A 23,094-nucleotide genomic window follows, 5' to 3' on the forward strand; every position below is an offset into this window, starting at 1 on the left:
AGGTAGCCAACTGGGAAGCGCTTTTCCCTTTAGACCCCTCCTCTTAAAAGGGTACTACTTTATGGTACTCATCGAAAACAAGTTTTTTCCCTTTGGAACCGGATAAATTTCTAGTATTTGCTCTAAATAAGAATAGGTATTAGGTGCTAAAGCTTGCAACCGTCTTCGCGTTAATTCATTGGTATAATACATCGCAAACACTTCCGCAAAGTACTCTTCTGGATATAATAAAAAATAAGCTTTATTCGGAAACAACTGATTTCGCTCGTTTTGCCAATGAGTTAAGAAATCTTTGTTTCTACGGATTCCATTTAAGACGTGCTGATCAATCGTATGCCCTAATTCATGAAGCTCTAAATTAACTGATCCGTGACCGTTCCCCTTATCACTATGTCCAATCTTTACATAAACTGTTGTCGATCCTCCAGCTCCTGGAATATCATCCCATGTAGGACCTGACTCACTGTATCCTCTTGGTTTGACTCCTTTTAAGTGAGAAAAAGCTGGCTCATTTGTCAACTTTCCTGTAAAGAACTTCATTCGTACATGTTTTTTATACATTTGCTCAAGTAAAAAAGGGTTAATGGCCGCTATTCGTTTCACCATCAACTCTACATCTTTTTTATTATAAGATTCTTTTGGAAGATAAATAATTCTTTCCACATAGTAGGATACTTGTTTTCTCTCATACGTAATATCATTAGCTAGCGATGTATCGCCAAGAGCAATTGAATCGCGTTCGAAGGAGGAATACGTAATGATAGGGGAAATGAATAAAATTAAAAGCAAAAGAACAACAATCCGTGCATTCATATATATCTCCCCTTATATATGCTGTTCTTTTATCCTACCATACTACTAATTTATTTCGTGATGTAATATCTTCCACTATCTTCTATTTTAAAAAAGAGGGTGAGACATAACGAAATGATTCCTTGTCAAAAGCGAACAATACCGTTTCTATCATCATTATGTTATAACAACAAGTTCGTTCCATGTCGCTCCAGCCACTCGCTTTCCGCGGGGAGGAACCTGAGCCTCCTCGTTCCTGTGGGATCTCAGCCTTTCCTCTATTTCCCTCAGGAGTCGAGTGTCTTACGCTCCATTCCACTATTCTTTTAAACTTGTTTTTCAAATCAAAAAAATATCCGAACTATAAAGAGTGTATAACTCAAAAATAGTTCGGATATCTTATCAACTGAAACACTTATGTCCCAACCTCTTTTTTAACTCATCCACTTTGGCGGCATGTTACGATTCCAATAAATTTTTCCTAATTCATAGTGCTTATGGAAATTGTCATCGGCTTTATGGTAATGAAAGTTGAACCAGTACCCTTCTTTTGGAGGATTTTCTCGTCGAACGTGAAAACGAATTAGATCTTGTCCACTTTCTCGGTCGTACACGTGAAAGATTTTTTCTCCGTAACCAGCTGCAGGATGTTCACTAATCTCAAGGTTGTTAATCGTTTCCTTCCGCTCGTTCGCTAAGTTTACGAGCACCGTCTCAATTTGAGGTAAAACGATTTCTTTAAATTCATCTTCAATCACAGGTGTAATTTTCGCACCAAACTTTTCAATTGATTGCTTTTCCGCTTCTTCCATCGCAAATAACACGAATGATTCAGCATTTTCGTACTTACTTTCTTCTGTTGGAAGTTCATAATACTGCTCATACGTACTAATTGGGATGTTTTCTTTTATATAGCCAGCTTTATGATGCTTGTCCGCTTTTGCATCATCTACATATAAATATTCAGGTGGGGTAACTAAACCGAATGTGAAAACCGTAATTAACACAATTAATGTTTTACGAAACCATTTCGGCATAACAAATCATTCCTTTCTACTACCATTTCTGCATATAAAGTCACATTCATTACATGTAAAAACAGCTAACTGCTCCTGAAAAGATATACATTTTCTCTACTTTTATAACGCTCGTTTCACATCAAAACTTATTCAGTATTGTAACATACTTGGAAGCGATTTACTGCTCTTTTTTCATTTGTTCATAAAATTGAAAGACACTTTTAACGTTGTTCACATTTATATAGACGAATAGGTAAGAAAAAAGTTTCAATTTTTTAAAATTGTGGAATACTTTTAAAAAACTTGTGTACATACGTAATAAGTTATTCTACATAAAACAATAGCCGTTTTCGTTTTATGTAAACGTAAAATATAAAAATAAGTGCAGAAAGGTGTGCTTTCATGGATGCAATTTATATCGTTTCAAGCCTTGTATTAATGGTTTACTTTATTACATTAACAATTATTGATTAGTTCACAGAAAATAGACCACCACTAAGGGATTAGTGATGGTCTATTTTTCTCTACGAACATGTAGAAGGTTTATTTCTTTTGTTTCATTCGTGATGAACTTTTTTCAACACCCTTTTCAGATGTTGTCGTTCCTTGACCTTGCACATTTGGAGCGGCTAAGTCTGATTTTGAATGATCTTTTTTAATTCGACTCATTTTTGTCACACCTCCGACCCCTAGTGTGCCCTCTTTACCTTACTTTATAATGAAACCATTACGTTAGCTCAATCACCCCAAAGTGAAATTTAGCTGTTTTGCGCTTATACACATGAAAGGAAAACATGTCAAATCGCTCACTTTTCCAATGATCTTTTAACACAATTCGCTGTTTCGCTACACGCTTTGCTTCTTTTATCACTTCTTCCGTGAAAGATGAATAAAGTGCAATGCTTTTTAACCCTTTGATTCCATCAGACTCTTCAATCGAATCAGGAAACATTGGATCAAAATAGACAACATCAAAGCTGTTATCTTCACAGCAACGTAAAAACGCCTCAAAGTTTTGGTGGTGTAGTTGAATTCTTTTCATCGCTTCATCCATTTCAAATACATCGCTTTCCCAACTCTTTAACCCTCGCTGACACAGGTACGTTAAGTATCGATTTCCTTCTGTTCCAACGACTCTTCCTTCTTTGCCAACTGCCACACTCGCTACAATACTATCCGATCCTAACCCAAAGGTACAATCAAGAAAAGACATTCCTTTTTCAAGTTTTGTTGCTTCTAAAAACGGCTCTGTTTCACCACGTAGTACTCTTTTCACTCGAAACATAGCTGAGTTTGGATGAAAAAACACAGGCTCCTCGCTACCATGAGGATGAATCTCTAGCCGTTCTTTTCCAACAATCAACACATCGGCATCTTCACGAACTTGAATATCTTTAATGGACTCTTTTTTCCTCACAACAAATGGAACGTGCAAATCTGACGCAACATGCTGAGCCATCACGACCATCTCTTCATTTGTTCGACCTGCAGTCGTTACAATCACTTTCATTTACCCTCCTACTTTAATCCACCACGCTCTATTTTGAATAGTCATTCAATTTTCTCAATGAAAAAAGGACGTCCAAAGACATCCTTTTTAATTCCTCATCAAAGTATATGCGCTTTCGTTTCAAAAGTCTAGCTGACCATTGTGACAAAACAGCGAACTTTTTTTAGGCCTTACTCGCAGTGAGTGTTAAAGGCGTTTAAAATATTTTCAAAAATCGCTTCAAGCGGCTGACCTTCAATCTCATGACGTGGAATGAAGTGGACAACCTCTTTTCCTTTTAATAATGCCATTGATGGTGAAGATGGCTCAATATCGCCGAAGTATTCACGCATTTTTGCTGTTGCTTCTTTATCTTGACCTGCAAACACAGTCACAACATGATTTGGCTTTTTATCTACTTGCAAATAAGCTTGTGTTGCAGCTGGACGAGCTAATCCCGCTGCACAACCACAAACAGAGTTCACAACAACAAATGTTGTACCTTCAACACCTTCAATAAAGTTAACAACCTCTTCTTCTGTTGTTAATTCGTTAAAACCAGCACGCGTTAACTCCTCACGCATTGGCTTCACAATTTGACGCATGTATTCTTCATATGCCATTGACATCGTACATTCCTCCTACTCTTCATAGACGCTAAAAGCATACTATAAATGAAACTAGAAAATCAACGTATAGGCTTTAATCTTCTTTTTCCTTTCTCCTTATATATGCAAATAACTTCTTCTTGCTTCTAGCAGGTTTTCTAGCTCCGTGCAAAAAAATTCAACATGACACTGAAGGCCATGTTGAATTTTTTGTTCTCATTAAGATTTCACTTCTACTTTTTCCTCTTCAAATAAATCTGTTACTGCCCCTTTAGATGCACAGGATACAAGACGGGCATATTTAGATAGAACTCCTTTATTTCGAAGAGATGGAGCTGTCCATTGCTGACGACGTCTTTCTAACTCTGCTTCCGACACTTCCATTGTAATCTCTTGTGTCTTAGAATCGATTGTTACCATATCTTCATTTTGAAGAAGTCCAATTGGCCCACCTACTTGTGCTTCAGGTGAAATGTGTCCAACTACAAGACCATGTGTACCACCTGAGAAGCGTCCATCTGTTAATAAAGCCACTGATTCACCTAATCCTTTTCCAACTAAGATAGCAGAAATCGATAACATCTCAGGCATTCCAGGCCCACCTTTTGGTCCTTCATAGCGAATAACAAGTACGTCGCCTTCTTTAATTTCATTCTTTAATACAGCTTGCGTTGCTTCTTCTTCTGTATTAAAGACTTTAGCAGGACCCGTATGACGTGATACTTTTACACCTGATACTTTGGCTACCGCCCCACTCGGTGCTAAGTTTCCTTTTAAGATGACAAGAGGACCTGTTTTTCGGAACGCTTCGTCAATTGGTTTAATAATGTCTTGTCCATCAGCTAACGATGGAACGTCCACTAAGTTTTCTGCTAACGTTTTACCTGTTACCGTTAAACAGTCTCCATGTAAATATCCTTGTTCATATAAATATTTCATAACAGCTGGAACACCACCAATTTTGTGGAGATCTTCCATAACGTATTTTCCACTCGGTTTTAAATCAGCTAAGTGTGGAACATTCTTTTGAATACGATCAAAATCATCCAACGTTAACTCTACATCAACAGAATGAGCAATCGCTAATAAGTGAAGCACAGCATTTGTTGAACCGCCAAGCGCCATGACAACTGTAATGGCATTTTCGAAAGCTTTCTTTGTCATAATGTCTTTCGGATAGATTCCTTGTTCGAGTAGTTGATACGCTGCTTGACCCGCTTTATAACAATCTTCTACTTTTAGTGGTGTTTCTGCTGGGTTTGAAGAACTACCTGGTAAACTCATACCTAACGCTTCAATCGCAGATGCCATTGTGTTTGCTGTGTACATTCCTCCACATGAACCTGATCCTGGACAAGCATTACACTCGATGTGCTTCAGTTCAGCTTCAGAGACATCACCTTTGTTATATTGACCTACTCCTTCGAATACTGAGACAATGTCTAACTTTTTGCCATCATGATGACCAGCTGCAATTGTCCCTCCGTATACGAACACAGCAGGTACCTCGGAGCGACCAATTGCCATCATACAGCCTGGCATGTTTTTATCACAACCTCCAATCGCTACAAATGCATCAAGGTTTTCTGCACCTACAACTGTTTCAATTGAATCTGCAATGACATCACGACTTGGTAAAGAGTAACGCATACCTGGTGTTCCCATTGAAATTCCATCTGATACCGTAATCGTATTAAAGATAAGTGGTGCTCCACCAGCATCTCTAACTCCTTCTTTTGCTTTTACAGCTAAATCATCAATATGTATATTACACGGTGTTACCTCACTCCAAGTACTTGCAACACCAATCATCGGCTTTTGAAAATCCTCATCCTTAAACCCAACCGCTCGTAACATAGCACGGTTTGGAGCACGTCTAATATCATCACTGATTGCCTTACTGCGAATTCGTAAATCTTTTGTCACAATGACTCCTCCTGTCTAACTTTTCTATATTTTCTAACCACTATAGTACGTTTCTCTTTATTTTGCAATAATATTCTAAAAATTTAACAATCTATTTTTTTTCCTCTCTTTGGTACATGATTGTCGTTTTTTGACTATTATTCATAGATTATCTGTATTATAGTTAAAGAGAGGATAAGTGGATAATTAGCATCAGCTAGTTAAGCGGAACGGACCTTTGAAGGGAAAAGCCCCCGGGAAATTGGATGTCTACCTGGAAGTGACTTTCTATTTAAAAAGTCATTTTAGATTATTTAATTAGATTTACATATATAAAGAGAGGATTTTTAACTATGCGCATCATCAGAAAGCCCAAAAAATCTTTTTACGTTCTTATGACAGTTTTCATTATGATTATTACGTCTATTTTCACGATTACGGAAGTAAAAGGACGAGAAAGAGTGATAGCAACGGAAAAGACGTTTACACATGAAAACTTACCCACTCGTGAAACTGCATACTCTCAAGGATTAAAAAAACAAATAAACCGTTCGTTTGTCACAACAACTGTTACTCGTGATAATGAACAGTTAGAGAAACCCCTTTATTTAACATTCGATGACGGTCCAACAAAAGACACATTACATATTTTAGATGTATTAAAGCAGTATGAAGCAAAAGCAACCTTTTTTATGTTGAAAGGACAAATGGAACAGCACCCAGACATTACAAAACGAATTGTAAACGAAGGCCACGCAGTGGGATGTCACGGCGTTAGTCACAACCTAAGTCAGTTTTACGGTGCAGATGGTTCAGCATTGACCGAAATGCAAGACTGCTTAGGTACACTGAAATCAATTACAAACGTAGACAGCACACTCATTAGAGTTCCTTTTGGAAGTGCTCCTTACTTAAAAGAACCGCACCGAACAGACTTGTTATCTCATTATCAAATGTGGGATTGGAATATTGACAGTGAAGACTGGACACTTCGTTCCGCTCCAAAAATTATCTCAAATATCCTCCCACAGCTAACTAAATTAGAATCTCGTGGTGAAACACCCATCTTACTTTTTCACGACAAATCATTCACAGCTGAATCATTACCTGAAGTTTTAAGCTTTACAAACAAGGCTGGCTATCAGCCCATTACGATTAATGAAACAATTGAGCCACTTCAATTTAAAGTTCGGTAATAGAAAAAAACGAGGCTACCTATAGCCTCGTTTTTTCTATTACCATTAATTACTTACGACTTTCAGTCATTTGCTTCCAAACAGACCCTTTTGCCTCTTCCCCACCTTCAATACGCTCGATGGCTAATTTAATTTGCATTGCAACTTCAAACTCTTTGTCATCTTCCGCTGCTTTTAAGGCTGACAGTGCTGATTCGTCACCTACTTCATATAAGAACATAGCTGCACGCCAGCGAACCAGTTTATTTTTGTCCGTCAATGCTTCACACATTGCCGGAATCGCTTCTTCAAAGCCTAAATCAGATAAACAGTCACCAGCAGTACGTCTTACCGTTACCGACTTATCACGTAACGCTTTATACAAATAAGGGAGAACATCTTTGTCTTCAATCATCCCTAAATAAACCGTTGCAAGACGACGAATTGACGCTTTTTCATCTTCTAGCGCCTTATCTAACACCGTTAAGTCTTCTTTTATTGGATTCATTTGTTCAAGATGTGCATATCGTTTTGACCAATCTTCATCATCAAGCATCTCAAGTGTTACCTCATAGCTTTGACGAGGTTGAACAACCACTCCACCTTCTTTTTCCTGCTTTGCCATATTCACTAAACGATCTAGACGGTCTTGTGGATACGCAGCAGCTAGTTCTTCCGCGACTTCTTCACCAATATCAGCAAGTTCTCCATAACGTACACCATGTTCTTTCCACTTGCGTTCTAGTACAACGTTATCAGCAAATGTTTGAATATCAGCAATTGCTTTTGCAAAACGTTCAGGTAATCCAACACGCTTTTCCTCGTGATCATCAGTTAGCTTTACTTGCATCGGAACATTTTTAAACATTTGTACAAATACTTTTACTTCACCAAAATGTTCGTTTATCTTCTGCTCCTCATTGCTTTGATCAGACACCTCTTCTCCGAATGCAGCACGGACTTGAGGTAGAATTTGCTTCCAATCGTACTTCGCATTTCGCTCGACAGCTAAAAAGTCAGCAACGTGATACACGCCTTTTACGCCTTCAACCTTCATAATCTGTTGAATCACAGGCGGAGCTCCCTCTACATTGTCTTTATGGTAATTGTTGCTTTTTCCACCAGGTAATTCTTGATCTAATGTAATTTTCATCGTGTTCGGACTTGGTGTTGGTTCGATCGCTTTGATTTTCATTCCTAAACGACTCCTTCTTCACTTGTTTACTTCGAATTTTAGCATGTTAAAAAACGAGAGTCTAACGAGGTGATTATCCTTGCAATGCTTCTACTAATTCTGATAGCTCCGCCCATCGATTCATTAGCTCATCTAGCTCTTCACTAGCTTGCTCTTGTTTTTGAGATAGTTCATGGGCTTTTGAATAATCACTTCCTGCGTTTTCAACCTCAGCTGTTAATTGCTCAATTTCCGCTTCTTTTGCTGCAATTTTATCTTCTATTTCTTCCCATTCTTTTTGCTCTTTGTACGATAAACGACGCTTTTTAAGTTTATCTTGTTGTTTTGGCTTCTCTTCCTTTACTTTCGGCGTAGCCGGGACTTGCTTCTTTGTCATTTCTGCTTCTAAGTAATCAGTATAAGCTCCAAAATAGGTTGAAATATGGCCATTGCCTTCAAATACAAGCAAATAATCAGCCACTTTATCTAAAAAATAGCGATCATGAGATACCGTCACTACCACACCTGGAAACTCATCTAAATAATCTTCTAGTACCGTAAGCGTTTGTGTATCTAAGTCGTTGGTTGGCTCATCGAGTAACAGTACATTCGGAGCGGTCATTAACAATTTCAATAAATAAAGGCGTCGGCGCTCTCCACCTGAAAGTTTTCGTATCGGGGTTCCATGTGTATGTGATGGAAATAAAAAGCGTTCGAGCATTTGTGAAGCAGAAATTGTTTTTCCGTCTGTTGTATGAATCACTTCTGCAGACTCTTTAATGTACTCTAGCATGCGCTGATTCAAGTCCATATCATCGCTTTCTTGTGTATAATAGGCGACTTTTACCGTTTGTCCTTGATCGATTTCACCTGCATCGGGTTCAATGCGACCTGCAATCATATTAAGAAGTGTTGACTTTCCACTTCCATTTTGACCGACAATTCCAATGCGATCTCCTTTTTTGACGATATGTGTAAATGAAGACAGAATCACTTTATTTTCATATGATTTGCTTACTTCTTTTAATTCAAACACTTTTTTACCAAGACGACTCCCTGCTAAACTTAAATCTAGCTTTTCTTTTTCACTATGATCTAACTTACCTTCTAGTGCATCGAATCGTTGGATACGTGCTTTTTGTTTGGTTGTGCGTGCTTTTGCTCCACGACGAATCCAAGCAAGTTCATTTCGATATAAATTATGCAATTTTGACTGTGTTGCTTGCTCTTGTTCTTCACGCAATGCTTTTCCTTCTAAAAAAGACGCATAATTCCCTTGATAACTATATAAATTCCCACCATCAAGTTCAAAGATACGGTTCGTCACAGCATCTAAGAAATAACGATCATGGGTCACTAATAAAACAGCACCTGGATATTTTGCTAAATACTCTTCCAACCATTTGACTGTCTCATAATCTAGATGGTTAGTCGGTTCATCTAAAATAAGTAAATCTGGTGTTTCAATTAGTACTTGAGCAATGGCTACACGCTTTTTCTGACCACCTGACAATTCTCCAATTTTAGCGCGCATGTTTGTAATCCCAAGCTTTGTAAGAATGGCTTGTGCACTTGAATTCGCTTCCCATGCGTTCATTGCATCCATACGCTGTTGAAGGGCAAACAAATGCTGTTGATAGGTTTCATTTTCAGGCTCTTGTTCTAATTTAAACAAGCTTACCTCGTATTCTTTCAATAATTTCAAAAGAGGTGTTTCACCACTGAATACTTGTTCTAGCACTGTTAAGTCAGCTTCGAAGTCAGGCTGTTGTGCTAAATAGCTGATGCGATAATCTTTTGGATGCATCAGCTCACCGCTATCACTCACGTCAAGACCTGCAATAATTTTTAATAATGTCGATTTCCCTGTACCGTTAATCCCAATTAAACCAATACGTTCATTCTCTGAAATGGTAAAAGAAAGATCAGAGAATAACGCTTTATCTCCATATGTTTTTGTTACATGTTCAACCGTCAACATTTTCATAATCGTTTTTCCACTCTTTCATAAATTGTGTTAAAAATTGCTCCATATAGTCATGTCGCTCTTGTGCTAGCTTTTTTGCTGTTTGCGTATTCATTAATTCTGTTAACTTTAACAATTTTTCATAAAAATGTTGAATCGCTGTAGATGATCCGTTGCGGTATTCTTCTTCTGTCATTGTTTCTCTTACAGATACGTTTTCTTTATACATCGCATGCCCTACTGCCCCTGCATACATAAACGTCCGCGCGATTCCAATTGCGCCAATCGCATCTAGTCGATCAGCATCTTGAACAATTTTCCCTTCAATAGTTTGCATAAAAGAACCGCTTCCACCTTTAAAAGACATGTTTTTAATAATGTCTAAAATATGTATAATCATGGATTCAGGCAAAAGTTGAGAGTGAAGCCAATCCGTCAATTCAATATAGGCAGCATCCACGTCCTTTACTAGCTTATCATCCACGATATCATGTAAAAGAGCTGCTAATTGAATAACGGGTAATTGTCCCCCTTCTTTAGAAGCTAAATAGATTGCATGATTATAAACACGCCTAATATGCGCCCAATCATGTCCTGTCGTATCATGTTTTAGCTTCTCACGAACCCATCCTTTCGTTCTATTTATCACTTCTTCCATTTAATCATTCTCCTATCATCATGCCTTATTCTATCATGAAACAGCGCTTCACTTCCATTTAGACTCTAAAAGGGTTCTCGCTCGCATTCTTCTTCTTAGCAGTGATATAATTTTATAGGATCTTTTATTATAAGGAGGCTCTTTTTATGAGCAATACAAATCAACTTCTCCAACACTTTTTATCACACCGTTCTGTTACAAACGAGTTAATTCAAAAAATTGAAGAAACTCATTACGATTACAAACCAACGCCTACTTCTATGTCTGCACAAAAGCTTGTGACACACATGATGACATCGTTTTACAAGTTTGTAGCTGTTGTAAAAGTGGGAAATCTATCTCCTTTCCAAGAAAGAAAAGAAGAAACCGAATCGAGCTTATCCACACTCGCACATACATACACAACACAGACTGTTAAATTACTTGAGTCTTTAACTGAAGAAGAATTAGAAAAAGAGTTAGAAGTCGCTGCCATTTTCGGTTCAAATTTAACAGGAAAACAAATGCTCTCAATTGCAATCGATCATGAAATTCATCATAAAGGAAATTTATTTGTGTATGTACGTGAAATGGGTCATACTGAATTACCGCTTTACATGAACGTAAAATAACAAAAAGGCCGAGACAAACGGGGCAAAAAACACCCCTGTTTGACTCAGCCCTCTTCTCTTTATTACTTTAACAACTCTTCAATGTCTTTCTTAATGTCTTTTGGTGACGTTTGAGGAGCATACCGCTTCACAACTTTTCCGTTTTGGTCAACGAGAAACTTAGTGAAATTCCATTTAATCCCCTTCGATCCAAGCAATCCGGGTGCTTCTTCTGTCAGGTATGTAAACAATGGATGAGCATGCTCACCTTTTACATCAACTTTTGCAAACATCGGAAAGCTCACTCCGTAATTCAACTGACAAAACTGCTCGATATCTTGTTCTTTTCCTGGTTCTTGACTACCAAATTGATTACACGGGAAGCCAAGAATGGTGACATTTTGTTCATTAAACTCTTCATAAAGCGCTTGCAATTCTTTGTACTGTGGTGTAAATCCACACTTGCTTGCTGTGTTTACAATAAGCATGACGTTCCCTCTAAAACGATCTAACGAAACATCCTCACCTTTGATCGTTTTTGCTGAATATTCATATACACTCATCTTCGTTCCTCCTTTTTCTTCATTATAATCATTCATAAAGAAAGAGCAAAGAGAGAACTCTTTACTGTTCTAGTGCATCAAGTGTTTGCAACATATAATCAATCATCTCAACCAAGTCTCCCACTTGATCTTCGTAAATAAATCGATTAAATGTGACAGTAATCAAGTTTTCATATTCCTCTTTCCCTACTTCTTGAGACAGCCGCTGTGTGATCATTCTCGTTTCGCCCCAAATGTCTTCAAGCATCTGTTGAATATTTGCACATTGCTGTTTATCAAAAGGGACATTCTGTGTATATGTAAATTGAATAAAAACCGTACATCCTGGCTTTTCGTTTCTCGTTGGATTCAGTTCTGCATGAATATTATCAAGATCGGTTGACAGCTTTAACGTTGCAATGCAACATCCATGTTGCTGAAACGAAATTCGATACGTACGTGTAAAGTGAGCTAAATCAACAAAATCTTCACGATTGACAACCGACACTTCACCTGACAAATCCAATTCGTATATTTCACCTTCTACCACCACTTTTAAATTATCAAATACAATTGGATCGAACATACTAGAGCCTTCTTTCATTGTTTATACTGTGAAAGCTTTTCCTTATACGTTATATAATGGAACGGTTTACTCTTTTTATACTCTTCTTTTGTTCCTACAAAGACCGCAAACAAATCTGGATAAAGCATTGGTTCATGAATCATGTCTTTCATTATTTGGTGCTGTTCTCCTGTGGAAGATACGAAGAAGAATTTATCTGCTTGTTGTTGATAATCAATCCAAGTTAACGGAAACTTCCCTATCCCTTGATTGTTAATATAAATACTATAAGGCGTTTGCTCAGTTATTTTCAACTCTTCACCAAGTTCCACAACAGCCCACCCTCGGAACGATTGAGGTACATAAAATTGATACGTCGCTTCGCTTCGAAAGTCAGCTGTATACACTTGTTCGTTTTCTCCATAGTACTTCTTTGCTTCCGCTTTTGTACCGACAAAGAATGAGGTAATCTCACTTTCACTTTCCTGTTCATATTCAAACTCACTCGTTAACACATTATCAAAGTGAAGAAGGTTATGATGGTTCTCTACTTCTTCTCCTTCTTCGTTCACAAACGTATATGTATAAACACCCGAAGGAGTCGGTGTCGATGTGCGTAAAATACCATTTTCATTAATTGGAGCGATAAAATACTTGTCTTGTTGTTTCAATGGTTTCGCGTCTTCATCGTTGTAATAAATTTTAACAACTCCACGATAGTCTTCAGGAATTTTATAAATAACCGGTTCTCCAATGTTATCAATCGCTTGCACAAAATAGACAATGATAACCGCTGCTGTTACAAAAGCAGCAGGTGTAGCGATAGGCCATGTCACAAGATAAGTAATGGGGCTTTTCACTTCAAAAATCAAATAGACGATCCAATACAGCAGTGCACCTAAACCAACAAGTCCTATCCCCTCTCGTAACCCATCAAAATAAAGTGATGCAAGTAAAAACGGAATCGTACCAAAGCCAACGTGAATAAGAAATGATATTATTACTTTTAGCCACATTGCTGCTATCTTTTTTACAAAGAAATCAGATAGAATGGAAACCGGCATCCCATATAGTACAATAAAAGGGATCGCGTAAATAAAAACAATTGGACCATACACCAACGCTTCTACTCCTGAATCAATCACTCCTGGACTAACAAATAAAACACCAATTAGGAGCGCTACAATTAAACTAATCCATACTTTTCTTACTAAATACCTTCCCAACTCATCTCCCCCTTATACGCAGAACGAAAGAGCTAGACTATCATGCTCTAGCTCTTTTTCTATTTATCTGTTTAAAAAATCCCTAATGCTTGCCCATTTTCATCTACATCCATCTTGAGTGCAGCAGGTGTTTTTGGTAAACCTGGCATTGTCATGATTGCTCCTGTTAAGGCAACAAGAAAACCTGCTCCAAGAGATGGACGGAACTCTCGAATCGTAATTGTAAAGTTAGTTGGTCGACCAAGTTTTGTTTGATCATCACTAAGTGAATACTGTGTTTTCGCCATACAAATCGGCAAATTATCCCATCCTAATTTCTCGAACTGTTCCATTTGTTTTAATGCTTTTGGTGTAAAGTCTACGCTTGATGCTCCATACACTTTTTTCGCGATCATTTCAACTTTTACTGGAATAGAGTCAGACACTTCATAAAGTGGGGCAAAGTGATTCTCACCTTTTTCAATCACATCAAGAACTCGCTCAGCAAGCGCTTGCCCACCTTCTCCACCTTTTTCCCACACTTCTGTTAACGCAACGGGTGCATGATGTTGCTCGCACCATTCCATTAATGCCTCTACTTCTGCTTCTGTATCTGTTATAAAATGATTGATAGCAACCACATAAGGAAGTCCGAACGCTTGAACAGTTTCAATGTGCTTTTGTAAGTTTGCCATCCCTGCTTTTAATGCACTTACATTTTCCTCAGCTAAATTTGCTTTATCTACGCCACCATGCATTTTTAATGCACGAATTGTCGCAACAACGACAACCGCATCTGGCTTAATATTGGCCATACGTGCTTTAATATTTAAAAACTTCTCTGCACCTAAATCTGCTCCAAACCCCGCTTCTGTCACAACATAATCAGCAAGCTTTGCTGCCATCTTTGTCGCAATGACACTGTTACAACCGTGCGCAATGTTGGCAAATGGTCCACCATGAATGAGAGCAGGTGTATGTTCTAGCGTTTGAACAAGGTTTGGCTTTATCGCTTCTTTCAACAAAAGCGTCAATGCTCCTTCTACGCCTAAATCTTTTACAGTTACGGGCTCATTGTTGACATTGTAAGCAACAACAATGCGTGATAAACGTCGCTTTAAATCGCTCAGATCTGTAGCTAAACAGAAAATAGCCATAATTTCAGAAGCTACCGTAATATCAAATCCATCTTCACGAGGCACACCCTGAATTGGTCCACCTAATCCAATGACAACTTGACGGAGTGCTCGGTCGTTTAAATCAACCACACGTTTCCAAGTAATTTTACGTGTATCAATTTTAAGCTCATTTCCTTGATGAATATGGTTGTCAAGAAGAGCTGCCAATGCATTGTTCGTTGTCGTGATGGCATGCAAATCCCCTGTAAAATGAAGGTTAATATCTTCCATAGGTAATACTTGTGAAAAACCGCCACCAGCTGCTCCACCTTTAATGCCCATTACAGGACCTAGTGATGGTTCACGCATCGCAATCATCGATTTTTTTCCAATTTTATGTAAAGCTTGTCCTAGACCAACTGTTACAGTCGATTTCCCTTCTCCCGCAGGTGTTGGACTAATTGCTGTGACTAAAATGACTTTACCGTCTTTTTTTGCTTGTAATCGGTCCATTACACTTAAAGACAATTTTGCTTTATAGTGGCCATATGGCTCAATCTCTTCCTCTAATAAGTCCAATTGACTCGCAATCTCTTTAATCGGTTTCATCGTTGCTTCCTGTGCAATTTGCAAATCGCTTTTTACATTCGTTGTTGTTTTCATGACCATAAACCTCTTTTCTATCTTTTTCCTCATCCTTAGTTTAACATTTTTTGAACATTCTACGAAAAAAATCACCCTCAAAAATCCACCTAAGCGAAAAACACCAACCTCGCAAAAAGAGTCGCTTCCTCTTACATCTACCTAACATGACACAACCACACACCATCCTGTCATACTTTTTCACATTTATTTAAATTATTTAGCTCATTATCAAAGAAAGAACACCTATCAAACAACGCCCCTGCCCTCTCGAATCTACCCTCAAAAATCCACCTAAGCGGAAACCACAACCTCGCAAAAGGGGTCGCTTCCTCTTACATCTACCTAACATGACACAACCACACACCATCCTGTCATACTTTTTCACATTTATTTAAATTATTTAGCTCATTATCAAAGAAAGAACACCTATCAAACAACGCCCCTGCCCTCTCGGATCTACCCTCAAAGGTCCACCTAAGCGGAAACCACCAACCTCGCAAGAGGGGTGGCTTCCGCTTAGGTCTAACTAATTTGACATGACAGCCCCACCGTCATGTCAAATTAGTTAGATCGATCAATTTATATTGATAAATTTTCTTTATATTCTTATAATAAAAAGTATTGCATTTATTCACGAAATAAAAAAAGGAGGTTTTGTCGTGCCAATTAACATTCCACGGAACCTGCCGGCAAAAGAAATACTAGAGAATGAGCGCATCTTCATCATGGATGACTTGCGAGCAACTACGCAAGATATTCGACCATTAAATATTGTCATTTTAAATTTAATGCCAGAAAAAGAAAAAGCAGAAACACAATTATTAAGACTGCTTGGAAACTCACCGATTCAAGTCAATATTACGTTATTGTATCCAGCAACTCATGAAACAAAAACAACGAGTAAAAATCACCTTGATCAGTTTTACTCAACATTTGAACAAATTAAGCACAAAAAATTTGATGGAATGATCATCACAGGAGCGCCTGTGGAACAGCTCGCTTTTGAAGAAGTCGATTATTGGCATGAACTTTCGGAGATTATGGATTGGTGTCATACGAATGTAACATCTACACTTCACATTTGTTGGGGGGCACAAGCAGGGTTGTATCATCACTTTGGGATTAATAAATATCCGTTAGATCGAAAGTGCTCAGGTATTTTCACTCATACTTCGATTGAAGAACCTATTAAGTTATTACGTGGATTTGATGACTTATTCGTTTCACCACATTCACGTTATACGGATGTAGACCGTCAGCAAATTGATGAACACCCTGATTTAAAACTGCTTTCCTATTCAGAAGAAGCAGGTGTGTACTTAGTCATGTCAACAGACGAAAAATTTGTCTTCATTACCGGTCATCCTGAGTATGACGCACAAACATTGCATGAAGAATATTTACGGGATGTAGCAAAAGGCATAGATATCCATGTTCCACAACATTATTTCCCAAACAATGACCCAACAAAAAAACCTCCAAAAACATGGCGGTCACATGCAAATCTGTTGTTTATTAACTGGTTAAACTATTACGTCTACCAAGAAACACCTTATTCCTGGAAATAACTTTCTTTTTAAAAAATGAGAGCCTTGGCCATCAAATTCAAACATATGAATTCAATGGCAAGGCTCTTCGTTTATTTACGTATTAATGATCGTTGTGACATCTAAGTTGTTTGTAGATGTAGAAGTTGACGTCGTATCAGATAGATCTACCAATTCAAGCACAACAGGTGCTCCAACTAAGATCTCAGCTGAAATTGTAACATTGGCAGCTGTAATAACCGATAACTCTTGTTGTTGAAGTACAGCATTAATATAGACATTATAATAATTAGTCGCCGTTGTCACAGGCAGCGTTGTAATTGGATCACCGTTATCATCAGTAAATGACGTGGCTGGAATAACGGTTTGACCTCCTGTTACCATATCTGCTGTCACATTTGCCACAAATTTCAATGCATCAGGCCTAACTTCCGTTTCTGTTGTTGTTTGAACTTCTCCCGTCACCGTATTCTCTGCTACAATGACTAATTTAATTAACTCTGCTGGCATCATATTCTCTCCTTTACGAATAAACTCGCACAAATTGAAGAATAATGGGAACGCCTTTTAACGGAACATCTACCGACAATAACACAAGTTCTCCCTTTTTAACGACATAGAGATGTGGAGGCTGTAAAACACCATTAATAAAAAGATTCACATAGGAAACCGTGCAAGGGTCTAAAATTCGCGTAGTGGAATGCTTTTTTAGGGAGTCTTTATTCGTATAAACTTTTTTGTGACCGTCCGATTTTGTACAATATTGATCTACATCTGCTTTGTTAATCCGTTTAAACATCTTTTCTGAACTTTGAAAAGTTGGTAACGTCAACACTGGTTTAGTCTGGCCACCCCGCTCTTGTTTTGATACATGCATACGCTATCCCTCATTATACGTGCGTCTCGTTTTAAACGTATGTACAAAGAGATTTGTCTTATGACTATGATTTCTTTAATAAGAACACCCACATAAATGTAAGAGACTGTTTTAATTCTACAGAAAAAGATTTAACCTGTGACTCCGTAATTCCTTTTTTATATACACCATGACCATCTATCACAGCCCAACCGTGTTCAAGTGCTAGCTTTTCAAACTCCCAAGGCATCATTGTGTTACAAATAACATCTTCACCATACAAACGTCGATAACTATTCGCTCTCGGACCAGCTGTGGGTCCTAAAATTCCAACGCACGCATACCCACCACGCTTCACAATCCTTGTCACTTCTTTTAAAGCTTCAGCAGGAACTGCTGTCCATTCTAACGAATTGATGGCCATCACTCCGTCTACTTGTTCATCTTCAAAAGGTAATGTTAAAATATCACCTTGCTGAAAGGTTAAATTTGATTCTTGATGATGTTTCTTTGCATGTTCAATCATTTCTTTTGATAAATCTACTCCAACTACTTCATAACCTGATTGCGATAAAAGAAATGCCCCTACCCCATCTCCACAGCCAACGTCTACAAGATAACTACCTTGCTTCATATAATGACTCAAAAAAGGGATAATACTTTTTCGACTCCCATTAAGCCACATCTCTTTACTATTTTGGTTCCAAAAATCGGCTCGTTCATTCCATTGCTTTTCAGCTTCCTCATGCCACTTAAATGTGTTCATCTGTAACTCCCCTTTCCTTTTTATTCTTTTTTTCGCTACGCACACTGAAAATCCTCTTTCTGATGGAATCGGTGAATATTTTTGATTTGAGTGAGTCACGCTATGATGAAAGGAGTTGAGAAGATGGCTCAAAAGGAACGATTCGTGGCAGTTAAAAAGAACGGCGAAGGTGACCTTCAAGCATTCCAAACGGCTTCTGGTCAACAATTAAGCTATGAAGAAGCATTAAAACAAGTTCAAGCAGGGAACATTGAAAATGTCAGCACTTTCACCGGCAAAGACGGGGGAACGTATATTAGAAGCAACCCTGATAACGACAAAGCGAACAACTTAGATAACTTACCAGAGTTTTAACAACAGCAAGGAATACAATATATACTTCTATGACTATGAACAAGAAAAGAGGATGAACGATGACGAAAAAAGTTAACAAAGGTAGCGATAATCAAAGCAACCCTAAGCGACAGCACGAATTAGTTGAAATGGGACAAGAGTTAACAACAGCTGGAGATAATTCAAAAGGAAATAAACGAAACAAAGATCAACAAAGTAAAACAGAAAAATAAGAAAAGGGCTAAGTCAAAAGAAGGTACGACCTCCTATTCGACTTAGCCCACAACTTCATCATCACGACTCAATTTTGTATGCATACAAATCTTTTTTATAACGTTGCTTGTTGCTTCTTTTCTTTTTGGTGTTCAGCCCACTGTGGATAAATAATGGCTACTAGAATTAGAAGAACACCAATCCACTGCATTGCACCTACAAGTTCCCTAAGAATCAAGCTAGACATGAAAACCGCTGTCGGAAGCTCCGCCGCACCTAAAATTGTAGCCAGTCCAGACCCGATTTTAGGTACTCCAATTGAGAAAAATAAAGTAGGAATAAATAGACCAAATAAACCAAGTAAACATCCCCACACCCAAAGCCCTTCCATAAGTGTACCATTGATTAGAAAGGACGGCGGTAAAATGATACATAAAGAAACAAGTGTACCCGTTGAGATAATGGCACTTCGTGTAATCGATGGCACAGTCACCTCTACTCGACCGCTAAAATAAATAAATAACGCAAACGTAACGGCTGACAGTAACCCGTATATCACGCCTACTTCATATAAAACGTATTGCCCTTCAAATACACCACCAGCAAGAAACGTACCAATCGTTAAAATGACAAGCGATTGTCGTTTTGCTTTGCTCGGTAGCTTCTTAAGAGTGAGTGCTTCTAACAGTAGTCCAATCCATGTGAACTGAAACAAAAGAACAATCGCGATCGATGCGGGAATGGTTTGAAGTGACATATAATAGAAAATACTCGTTAAACAAGTAGTCACTCCGACTGCCATCAGTGGTGGCCACTGTTTCCACGCCACTTTTTTACGAGAAAATAAAAAAGTAAGCATCCATAAAAAGAGACAACCAAAGAAGATTTGCGCACCAATTACGTCACGAGCAATGTACCCTTTGTTATACGCAAACTTTACAATCGTCGATAAAACACCATAACTACACGCACCTAGAAAGACCACTATCATATATCGCATGTTCTCTAACCCTTCTATTTAAAACTCTCCTATGAAGGAGTGGGAAATTCAAATACGACTTTTTTATCTTTCTCATCCCACTTTAAATAGGCATCAAATGTTTTTTCGCCTTTTTTAAATCCTTTAATTAAGTTCGTTTTGCCATCTTTTAATAACTTTTTCACGTTTGCTTGTGAGACGGTTTTACTTAAGATTCTTTTAGACACTGTAAACGTACAGTTCGTTTTTGCGTAATTTGAACATCCGTAAAATTGGCCTTTCTCCATGACTTTCCCATCACATAATTTACATGTTCCAAGTGAAACGTTACGTGCTTTTTTATGCTTTGGCCCTTCAATGGATTCAACATCTAAACCTTGAAAATCCCAAGACTCTGCTGTTTGAATGGCATCTTGAATAATTTTACTTGATAATTTTTTCGTTTGTTCCATAAATGCTGCAGCTGATGCTTTTCCCTGTCCAATTTCAGCAAGGCGCTGTTCCCACTTTGCTGTCATTTCTGGGGAAGCTAATATTTTATCACCAATCGCTGTTATTAATACTTTCGCTTTATCTGTCGCAAACACTTGGTTTTTCGTCACTTCAATGTACTTACGATCCTTTAACATCGTAATAATACCTGCCCGTGTTGCTTCAGTTCCAAGTCCTTCTGATTTCATTAAGACTTTTTCTAACTCTTCATTATCAAGATGTTTACCAGCCGTTTTCATAAGTGTAATTAATTTTCCTTCGGTATAACGCTTTGGAGGTTGTGTTTTTCCTTCTTTCACTTGCACATCAACCACTTTACCTTGTTCACCTTTTTCGACGTTTGGTAACAGAACATCTTTGTCCTCTTTATCATTTTGGATGATGACTTTACGCCATCCTTCTTGGATTTGTTGTTTTCCTTTTGAAACAAATTCCGCACGACCATCTACAAGAGTCAGCAATGTTGTATAATCAAAAATTGCTTTTTCATAATGGGCAGCAATTAAACGCCGCACAACTAAATCATAAATTTTCCGCTCATCTCCTGATAACGTGGATGGATCTTTTACTTGCTCTGTCGGAATAATTGCGTAGTGGTCTGTCACTTTCTTTTCATTTACAAACCGTTTGTTATTTACAATGGATGATTGAGGTAACGGAAAATACGATGCATAGTCTTTAAAATGGCTGAGCTTTTGTAAGATATCTGGAAATGTTTCAGCCTCACCTTTCGTTACATAATTAGAATCAGAACGTGGATATGAAACAATACCTTTTTGATAAAGAGATTGCAGAACATCTAATGTTTTTTTAGGAGAAAATTTAAACATACTATTTGCCGTCGCTTGAAGAGCCGATAAATTAAACAAGAGCGGTGGTTGAAACTCTTTTCTCTCTGTATCAATCTCGTTTACTTCCGCTTCTTTCCCTTGACAAAAAGCAGCAATCTTCATTGCCATTTCTTGAGTCGTTAAACGCGACTCCTGCTCTTTTTGCCATTTTCCTTCATACCTCTTTCCGTTCATATCAAATGTGGCCAGTACTTCCCAAAAAGGCTTTGACTCAAAAGACTCAATCTCTTTTTCTCGCTTTACAATTAAAGCAAGTGTAGGTGTTTGAACACGTCCTGCTGAAAACACACCTTGAATTCCTTTACTCTTAAGTAACAGGCTGTACACACGTGAAGCATTCATTCCGACTACCCAATCTGCACACGCCCTTGTATAGGCTTCATAGTATAAGTTTCTCGTATCTTCTTCGTCTTTTAATTGCTGAAAACCTTCATAAATCGCCTTTGGAGTTAAAGAAGAAATCCACAATCGCTTCATCGGCTTTTTCACACCAGACAAGTGAATGATGTTGCGAATGATTAGCTCTCCTTCCCGACCAGCATCTCCTGCATGAATGACTTCTGTCACTGTTGGCTTTCTCAACAACTGTTTCACAATTTGAAATTGCTTTGCTTTTGACTTAGTCACTTCATATTGAAATTGATCCGGAATAATAGGCAACGTATTGATTGACCACTTCTTCCACTCTGGTTTATACGTTTGAGGATCCACTAGCTGACATAAATGCCCGACTGCCCATGTAACATATGCACCTTTTGCAAACAGCTCGTTAGGCATGATCTCTATGTAACCTTGATGTTTTTTTGTTTTAAATTGAGAAGCTAACGTTGCACCTTGATCAGGCTTCTCTGCAATAATTACTTTCATAAAAAAACTCCTAACAACTTAAACTAAATCATGTACTTTATTATACTATATAAAAAAGAGTTCAAGAGTTTTTATAACAATTTTTAACGTCTCTATCTGATGCTATTACCTGCCTTCTCAAAAAGAGAAAGCCCGCTTCTACATTTGACTTCTTCATCAATTTAGAAACGGACTTTCACTTATCCAGCTTTAGAAATGTTGTTTAGAATAGTAGGAAGCTTTTCAAAATAAGGCTTAATGACAAAGTCTGTTGCACCATACTTTAATGCTTCTAAAATCATTGATCGTTGTCCCATTGCCGAACACATAATGACTTTTGCATGCTTGTCAATTTCTTTAATCTTTTCTAACGCGATAAGCCCACTTTGTTCTGGCATTGTAATATCTAGTAACACGATGCTAGGAGTCATCACTTTATACTGTTCTACTGCTTCAATTCCGTTTGAAGCTTCACTAATAACGTTAAAACCATGTTCTTTTACAATTGTTGTTAGCCATCTTCTCATAAATAACGAGTCATCTGCAATTAAGATTGTTTTATTCACACTTTTACTCCTCTACTCATGTTTAAATTGAATACATACTCTATGTCAATGTTTTGATTTCATCTAGTGATTCGGTCTCAATCATAGTTCTTTCTACTTGTTTCTACAATATCTTACTCACGAAATGACAAAAAAGGAACTCCAAATGTCCCCTTTTATTTCTTTATAGCACCCTAAAAAAGGTGTCAAAAAAA

Annotated in this window: 24 protein-coding genes; 5 read left to right on the plus strand and 19 right to left on the minus strand. The window is 37.8% G+C overall.

What is annotated here, in order from left to right; genetic code table 11:
• Positions 1 to 54: 54 nt before the first annotated feature.
• From DIS06_RS05645 to ilvD, 6 genes are all read right to left on the minus strand, one after another.
• Positions 55 to 813, minus strand: a complete 759-nt coding sequence (locus DIS06_RS05645; RefSeq protein ID WP_110112263.1) for an anthrax toxin lethal factor-related metalloendopeptidase — start codon at positions 811 to 813, stop codon at positions 55 to 57.
• Positions 814 to 1,226: 413 nt separating this feature from the next.
• Positions 1,227 to 1,829 carry a YpjP family protein gene (locus DIS06_RS05650; RefSeq protein WP_110112264.1) on the minus strand — a complete coding sequence of 201 codons (603 nt, stop codon included), beginning with the start codon at positions 1,827 to 1,829 and terminating at the stop codon, positions 1,227 to 1,229.
• Positions 1,830 to 2,354: 525 nt separating this feature from the next.
• Complete coding sequence (locus tag DIS06_RS05655) at positions 2,355 to 2,480, minus strand: YuzL family protein (protein WP_110112431.1); 126 nt, start codon at positions 2,478 to 2,480, stop codon at positions 2,355 to 2,357.
• Between the two features lie 58 nt (positions 2,481 to 2,538).
• Positions 2,539 to 3,321, minus strand: coding sequence for a class I SAM-dependent methyltransferase (locus DIS06_RS05660; RefSeq protein WP_110112265.1), 783 nt, complete (start codon positions 3,319 to 3,321; stop codon positions 2,539 to 2,541).
• A 170-nt stretch (positions 3,322 to 3,491) separates the two neighbouring features.
• The gene (locus DIS06_RS05665; protein ID WP_110112266.1) at positions 3,492 to 3,929 is read right to left on the minus strand and encodes a BrxA/BrxB family bacilliredoxin; all 438 of its coding nucleotides are present in this window, start codon (positions 3,927 to 3,929) and stop codon (positions 3,492 to 3,494) included.
• A gap of 198 nt (positions 3,930 to 4,127) precedes the next feature.
• Positions 4,128 to 5,834, minus strand: coding sequence for a dihydroxy-acid dehydratase (ilvD, locus tag DIS06_RS05670; RefSeq protein ID WP_110112267.1), 1,707 nt, complete (start codon positions 5,832 to 5,834; stop codon positions 4,128 to 4,130).
• A gap of 332 nt (positions 5,835 to 6,166) precedes the next feature.
• Between ilvD and DIS06_RS05675 the strand changes: the two genes are divergently transcribed.
• The gene (locus tag DIS06_RS05675; RefSeq protein ID WP_110112268.1) at positions 6,167 to 7,009 is read left to right on the plus strand and encodes a polysaccharide deacetylase family protein; all 843 of its coding nucleotides are present in this window, start codon (positions 6,167 to 6,169) and stop codon (positions 7,007 to 7,009) included.
• Between the two features lie 49 nt (positions 7,010 to 7,058).
• Here DIS06_RS05675 and DIS06_RS05680 read toward each other — a convergent pair whose 3' ends face one another.
• The 3 genes from DIS06_RS05680 to DIS06_RS05690 all read right to left on the minus strand — a co-directional run bounded on the left by DIS06_RS05680 (position 7,059) and on the right by DIS06_RS05690 (position 10,786).
• Positions 7,059 to 8,183, minus strand: coding sequence for a conserved virulence factor C family protein (locus DIS06_RS05680; RefSeq protein WP_110112269.1), 1,125 nt, complete (start codon positions 8,181 to 8,183; stop codon positions 7,059 to 7,061).
• A 73-nt stretch (positions 8,184 to 8,256) separates the two neighbouring features.
• Positions 8,257 to 10,149, minus strand: a complete 1,893-nt coding sequence (locus DIS06_RS05685; RefSeq protein ID WP_110112270.1) for an ABC-F family ATP-binding cassette domain-containing protein — start codon at positions 10,147 to 10,149, stop codon at positions 8,257 to 8,259.
• The gene (locus tag DIS06_RS05690; RefSeq protein WP_110112271.1) at positions 10,130 to 10,786 is read right to left on the minus strand and encodes an HD domain-containing protein; all 657 of its coding nucleotides are present in this window, start codon (positions 10,784 to 10,786) and stop codon (positions 10,130 to 10,132) included. The genes DIS06_RS05685 and DIS06_RS05690 overlap by 20 nt, the downstream gene beginning before the upstream one ends.
• A 146-nt stretch (positions 10,787 to 10,932) precedes the next feature.
• On the opposite strand from DIS06_RS05690, the gene DIS06_RS05695 reads away from it, so the two are divergent.
• Positions 10,933 to 11,397, plus strand: a complete 465-nt coding sequence (locus DIS06_RS05695; RefSeq protein WP_110112272.1) for a DinB family protein — start codon at positions 10,933 to 10,935, stop codon at positions 11,395 to 11,397.
• 62 nt (positions 11,398 to 11,459) lie between these two features.
• On the opposite strand, the gene DIS06_RS05700 is transcribed toward DIS06_RS05695, so the two are convergent.
• The 4 genes from DIS06_RS05700 to DIS06_RS05715 all read right to left on the minus strand — a co-directional run bounded on the left by DIS06_RS05700 (position 11,460) and on the right by DIS06_RS05715 (position 15,469).
• Positions 11,460 to 11,939 carry a glutathione peroxidase gene (locus DIS06_RS05700; RefSeq protein WP_110112273.1) on the minus strand — a complete coding sequence of 160 codons (480 nt, stop codon included), beginning with the start codon at positions 11,937 to 11,939 and terminating at the stop codon, positions 11,460 to 11,462.
• Positions 11,940 to 12,000: 61 nt separating this feature from the next.
• Positions 12,001 to 12,504, minus strand: a complete 504-nt coding sequence (locus DIS06_RS05705) for a hypothetical protein (RefSeq protein ID WP_110112274.1) — start codon at positions 12,502 to 12,504, stop codon at positions 12,001 to 12,003.
• Positions 12,505 to 12,518: 14 nt separating this feature from the next.
• On the minus strand, positions 12,519 to 13,709 hold the full coding sequence (locus tag DIS06_RS05710; protein WP_110112275.1) for a DUF6843 domain-containing protein: 1,191 nt from the start codon (positions 13,707 to 13,709) through the stop codon (positions 12,519 to 12,521).
• A 71-nt stretch (positions 13,710 to 13,780) separates the two neighbouring features.
• Positions 13,781 to 15,469 (minus strand): formate--tetrahydrofolate ligase, encoded by a 1,689-nt coding sequence (locus DIS06_RS05715; RefSeq protein ID WP_110112276.1) that lies wholly within the window; start codon positions 15,467 to 15,469, stop codon positions 13,781 to 13,783.
• 641 nt (positions 15,470 to 16,110) lie between these two features.
• Between DIS06_RS05715 and metA the strand changes: the two genes are divergently transcribed.
• Positions 16,111 to 17,019, plus strand: coding sequence for a homoserine O-acetyltransferase MetA (gene metA / locus DIS06_RS05720; protein ID WP_110112277.1), 909 nt, complete (start codon positions 16,111 to 16,113; stop codon positions 17,017 to 17,019).
• 75 nt (positions 17,020 to 17,094) lie between these two features.
• Here metA and DIS06_RS05725 read toward each other — a convergent pair whose 3' ends face one another.
• The 3 genes from DIS06_RS05725 to DIS06_RS05735 all read right to left on the minus strand — a co-directional run bounded on the left by DIS06_RS05725 (position 17,095) and on the right by DIS06_RS05735 (position 18,620).
• On the minus strand, positions 17,095 to 17,508 hold the full coding sequence (locus DIS06_RS05725; RefSeq protein WP_162595895.1) for a DUF4183 domain-containing protein: 414 nt from the start codon (positions 17,506 to 17,508) through the stop codon (positions 17,095 to 17,097).
• A 13-nt stretch (positions 17,509 to 17,521) separates the two neighbouring features.
• Complete coding sequence (locus tag DIS06_RS05730) at positions 17,522 to 17,875, minus strand: DUF4183 domain-containing protein (protein ID WP_110112279.1); 354 nt, start codon at positions 17,873 to 17,875, stop codon at positions 17,522 to 17,524.
• 64 nt (positions 17,876 to 17,939) lie between these two features.
• Positions 17,940 to 18,620 (minus strand): class I SAM-dependent methyltransferase, encoded by a 681-nt coding sequence (locus tag DIS06_RS05735; protein ID WP_110112280.1) that lies wholly within the window; start codon positions 18,618 to 18,620, stop codon positions 17,940 to 17,942.
• Positions 18,621 to 18,743: 123 nt separating this feature from the next.
• On the opposite strand from DIS06_RS05735, the gene DIS06_RS05740 reads away from it, so the two are divergent.
• Together DIS06_RS05740 and DIS06_RS20365 are read left to right on the plus strand one after the other, a co-directional pair.
• On the plus strand, positions 18,744 to 18,974 hold the full coding sequence (locus DIS06_RS05740) for a DUF3892 domain-containing protein (RefSeq protein ID WP_110112281.1): 231 nt from the start codon (positions 18,744 to 18,746) through the stop codon (positions 18,972 to 18,974).
• Between the two features lie 59 nt (positions 18,975 to 19,033).
• Positions 19,034 to 19,186, plus strand: coding sequence for a hypothetical protein (locus DIS06_RS20365; RefSeq protein WP_204166759.1), 153 nt, complete (start codon positions 19,034 to 19,036; stop codon positions 19,184 to 19,186).
• A 95-nt stretch (positions 19,187 to 19,281) separates the two neighbouring features.
• On the opposite strand, the gene DIS06_RS05745 is transcribed toward DIS06_RS20365, so the two are convergent.
• The 3 genes from DIS06_RS05745 to DIS06_RS05755 all read right to left on the minus strand — a co-directional run bounded on the left by DIS06_RS05745 (position 19,282) and on the right by DIS06_RS05755 (position 22,900).
• Positions 19,282 to 20,166: an EamA family transporter gene (locus tag DIS06_RS05745; protein WP_110112282.1), complete on the minus strand. Its 885-nt coding sequence runs from the start codon at positions 20,164 to 20,166 to the stop codon at positions 19,282 to 19,284.
• Between the two features lie 29 nt (positions 20,167 to 20,195).
• A complete protein-coding gene (locus DIS06_RS05750; RefSeq protein WP_110112283.1) occupies positions 20,196 to 22,355 on the minus strand; it encodes a DNA topoisomerase III in 2,160 nt (719 codons plus the stop codon).
• Between the two features lie 179 nt (positions 22,356 to 22,534).
• Entirely contained in the window at positions 22,535 to 22,900 is a 366-nt protein-coding gene (locus DIS06_RS05755; protein WP_110112284.1) for a response regulator, read from the minus strand.
• Positions 22,901 to 23,094 lie beyond the last annotated feature (194 nt).

It is taken from the genome of Bacillus sp. CGMCC 1.16541, assembly GCF_003184905.1.
Lineage (GTDB): Bacteria > Bacillota > Bacilli > Bacillales > Bacillaceae_H > Priestia.

What these genes read in the sequence shown, in the direction of transcription:
- DIS06_RS05675 (WP_110112268.1), top strand. Translation starts at nt 6,167, where the DNA reads ATGCGCATCATCAGAAAGCCCAAAAAATCTTTTTACGTTCTTATGACA.
- DIS06_RS05645 (WP_110112263.1), bottom strand. Translation starts at nt 813, where the DNA reads ATGAATGCACGGATTGTTGTTCTTTTGCTTTTAATTTTATTCATTTCC.
- DIS06_RS05730 (WP_110112279.1), bottom strand. Translation starts at nt 17,875, where the DNA reads ATGCATGTATCAAAACAAGAGCGGGGTGGCCAGACTAAACCAGTGTTG.
- DIS06_RS05680 (WP_110112269.1), bottom strand. Translation starts at nt 8,183, where the DNA reads ATGAAAATCAAAGCGATCGAACCAACACCAAGTCCGAACACGATGAAA.
- DIS06_RS05690 (WP_110112271.1), bottom strand. Translation starts at nt 10,786, where the DNA reads ATGGAAGAAGTGATAAATAGAACGAAAGGATGGGTTCGTGAGAAGCTA.
- DIS06_RS05740 (WP_110112281.1), top strand. Translation starts at nt 18,744, where the DNA reads ATGGCTCAAAAGGAACGATTCGTGGCAGTTAAAAAGAACGGCGAAGGT.
- DIS06_RS05715 (WP_110112276.1), bottom strand. Translation starts at nt 15,469, where the DNA reads ATGAAAACAACAACGAATGTAAAAAGCGATTTGCAAATTGCACAGGAA.
- DIS06_RS05650 (WP_110112264.1), bottom strand. Translation starts at nt 1,829, where the DNA reads ATGCCGAAATGGTTTCGTAAAACATTAATTGTGTTAATTACGGTTTTC.
- DIS06_RS05745 (WP_110112282.1), bottom strand. Translation starts at nt 20,166, where the DNA reads ATGCGATATATGATAGTGGTCTTTCTAGGTGCGTGTAGTTATGGTGTT.
- DIS06_RS05695 (WP_110112272.1), top strand. Translation starts at nt 10,933, where the DNA reads ATGAGCAATACAAATCAACTTCTCCAACACTTTTTATCACACCGTTCT.
- DIS06_RS20365 (WP_204166759.1), top strand. Translation starts at nt 19,034, where the DNA reads ATGACGAAAAAAGTTAACAAAGGTAGCGATAATCAAAGCAACCCTAAG.
- DIS06_RS05705 (WP_110112274.1), bottom strand. Translation starts at nt 12,504, where the DNA reads ATGTTCGATCCAATTGTATTTGATAATTTAAAAGTGGTGGTAGAAGGT.
- DIS06_RS05700 (WP_110112273.1), bottom strand. Translation starts at nt 11,939, where the DNA reads ATGAGTGTATATGAATATTCAGCAAAAACGATCAAAGGTGAGGATGTT.
- DIS06_RS05660 (WP_110112265.1), bottom strand. Translation starts at nt 3,321, where the DNA reads ATGAAAGTGATTGTAACGACTGCAGGTCGAACAAATGAAGAGATGGTC.
- DIS06_RS05655 (WP_110112431.1), bottom strand. Translation starts at nt 2,480, where the DNA reads ATGAGTCGAATTAAAAAAGATCATTCAAAATCAGACTTAGCCGCTCCA.
- DIS06_RS05750 (WP_110112283.1), bottom strand. Translation starts at nt 22,355, where the DNA reads ATGAAAGTAATTATTGCAGAGAAGCCTGATCAAGGTGCAACGTTAGCT.
- DIS06_RS05735 (WP_110112280.1), bottom strand. Translation starts at nt 18,620, where the DNA reads ATGAACACATTTAAGTGGCATGAGGAAGCTGAAAAGCAATGGAATGAA.
- DIS06_RS05685 (WP_110112270.1), bottom strand. Translation starts at nt 10,149, where the DNA reads ATGAAAATGTTGACGGTTGAACATGTAACAAAAACATATGGAGATAAA.
- DIS06_RS05665 (WP_110112266.1), bottom strand. Translation starts at nt 3,929, where the DNA reads ATGTCAATGGCATATGAAGAATACATGCGTCAAATTGTGAAGCCAATG.
- DIS06_RS05725 (WP_162595895.1), bottom strand. Translation starts at nt 17,508, where the DNA reads ATGCCAGCAGAGTTAATTAAATTAGTCATTGTAGCAGAGAATACGGTG.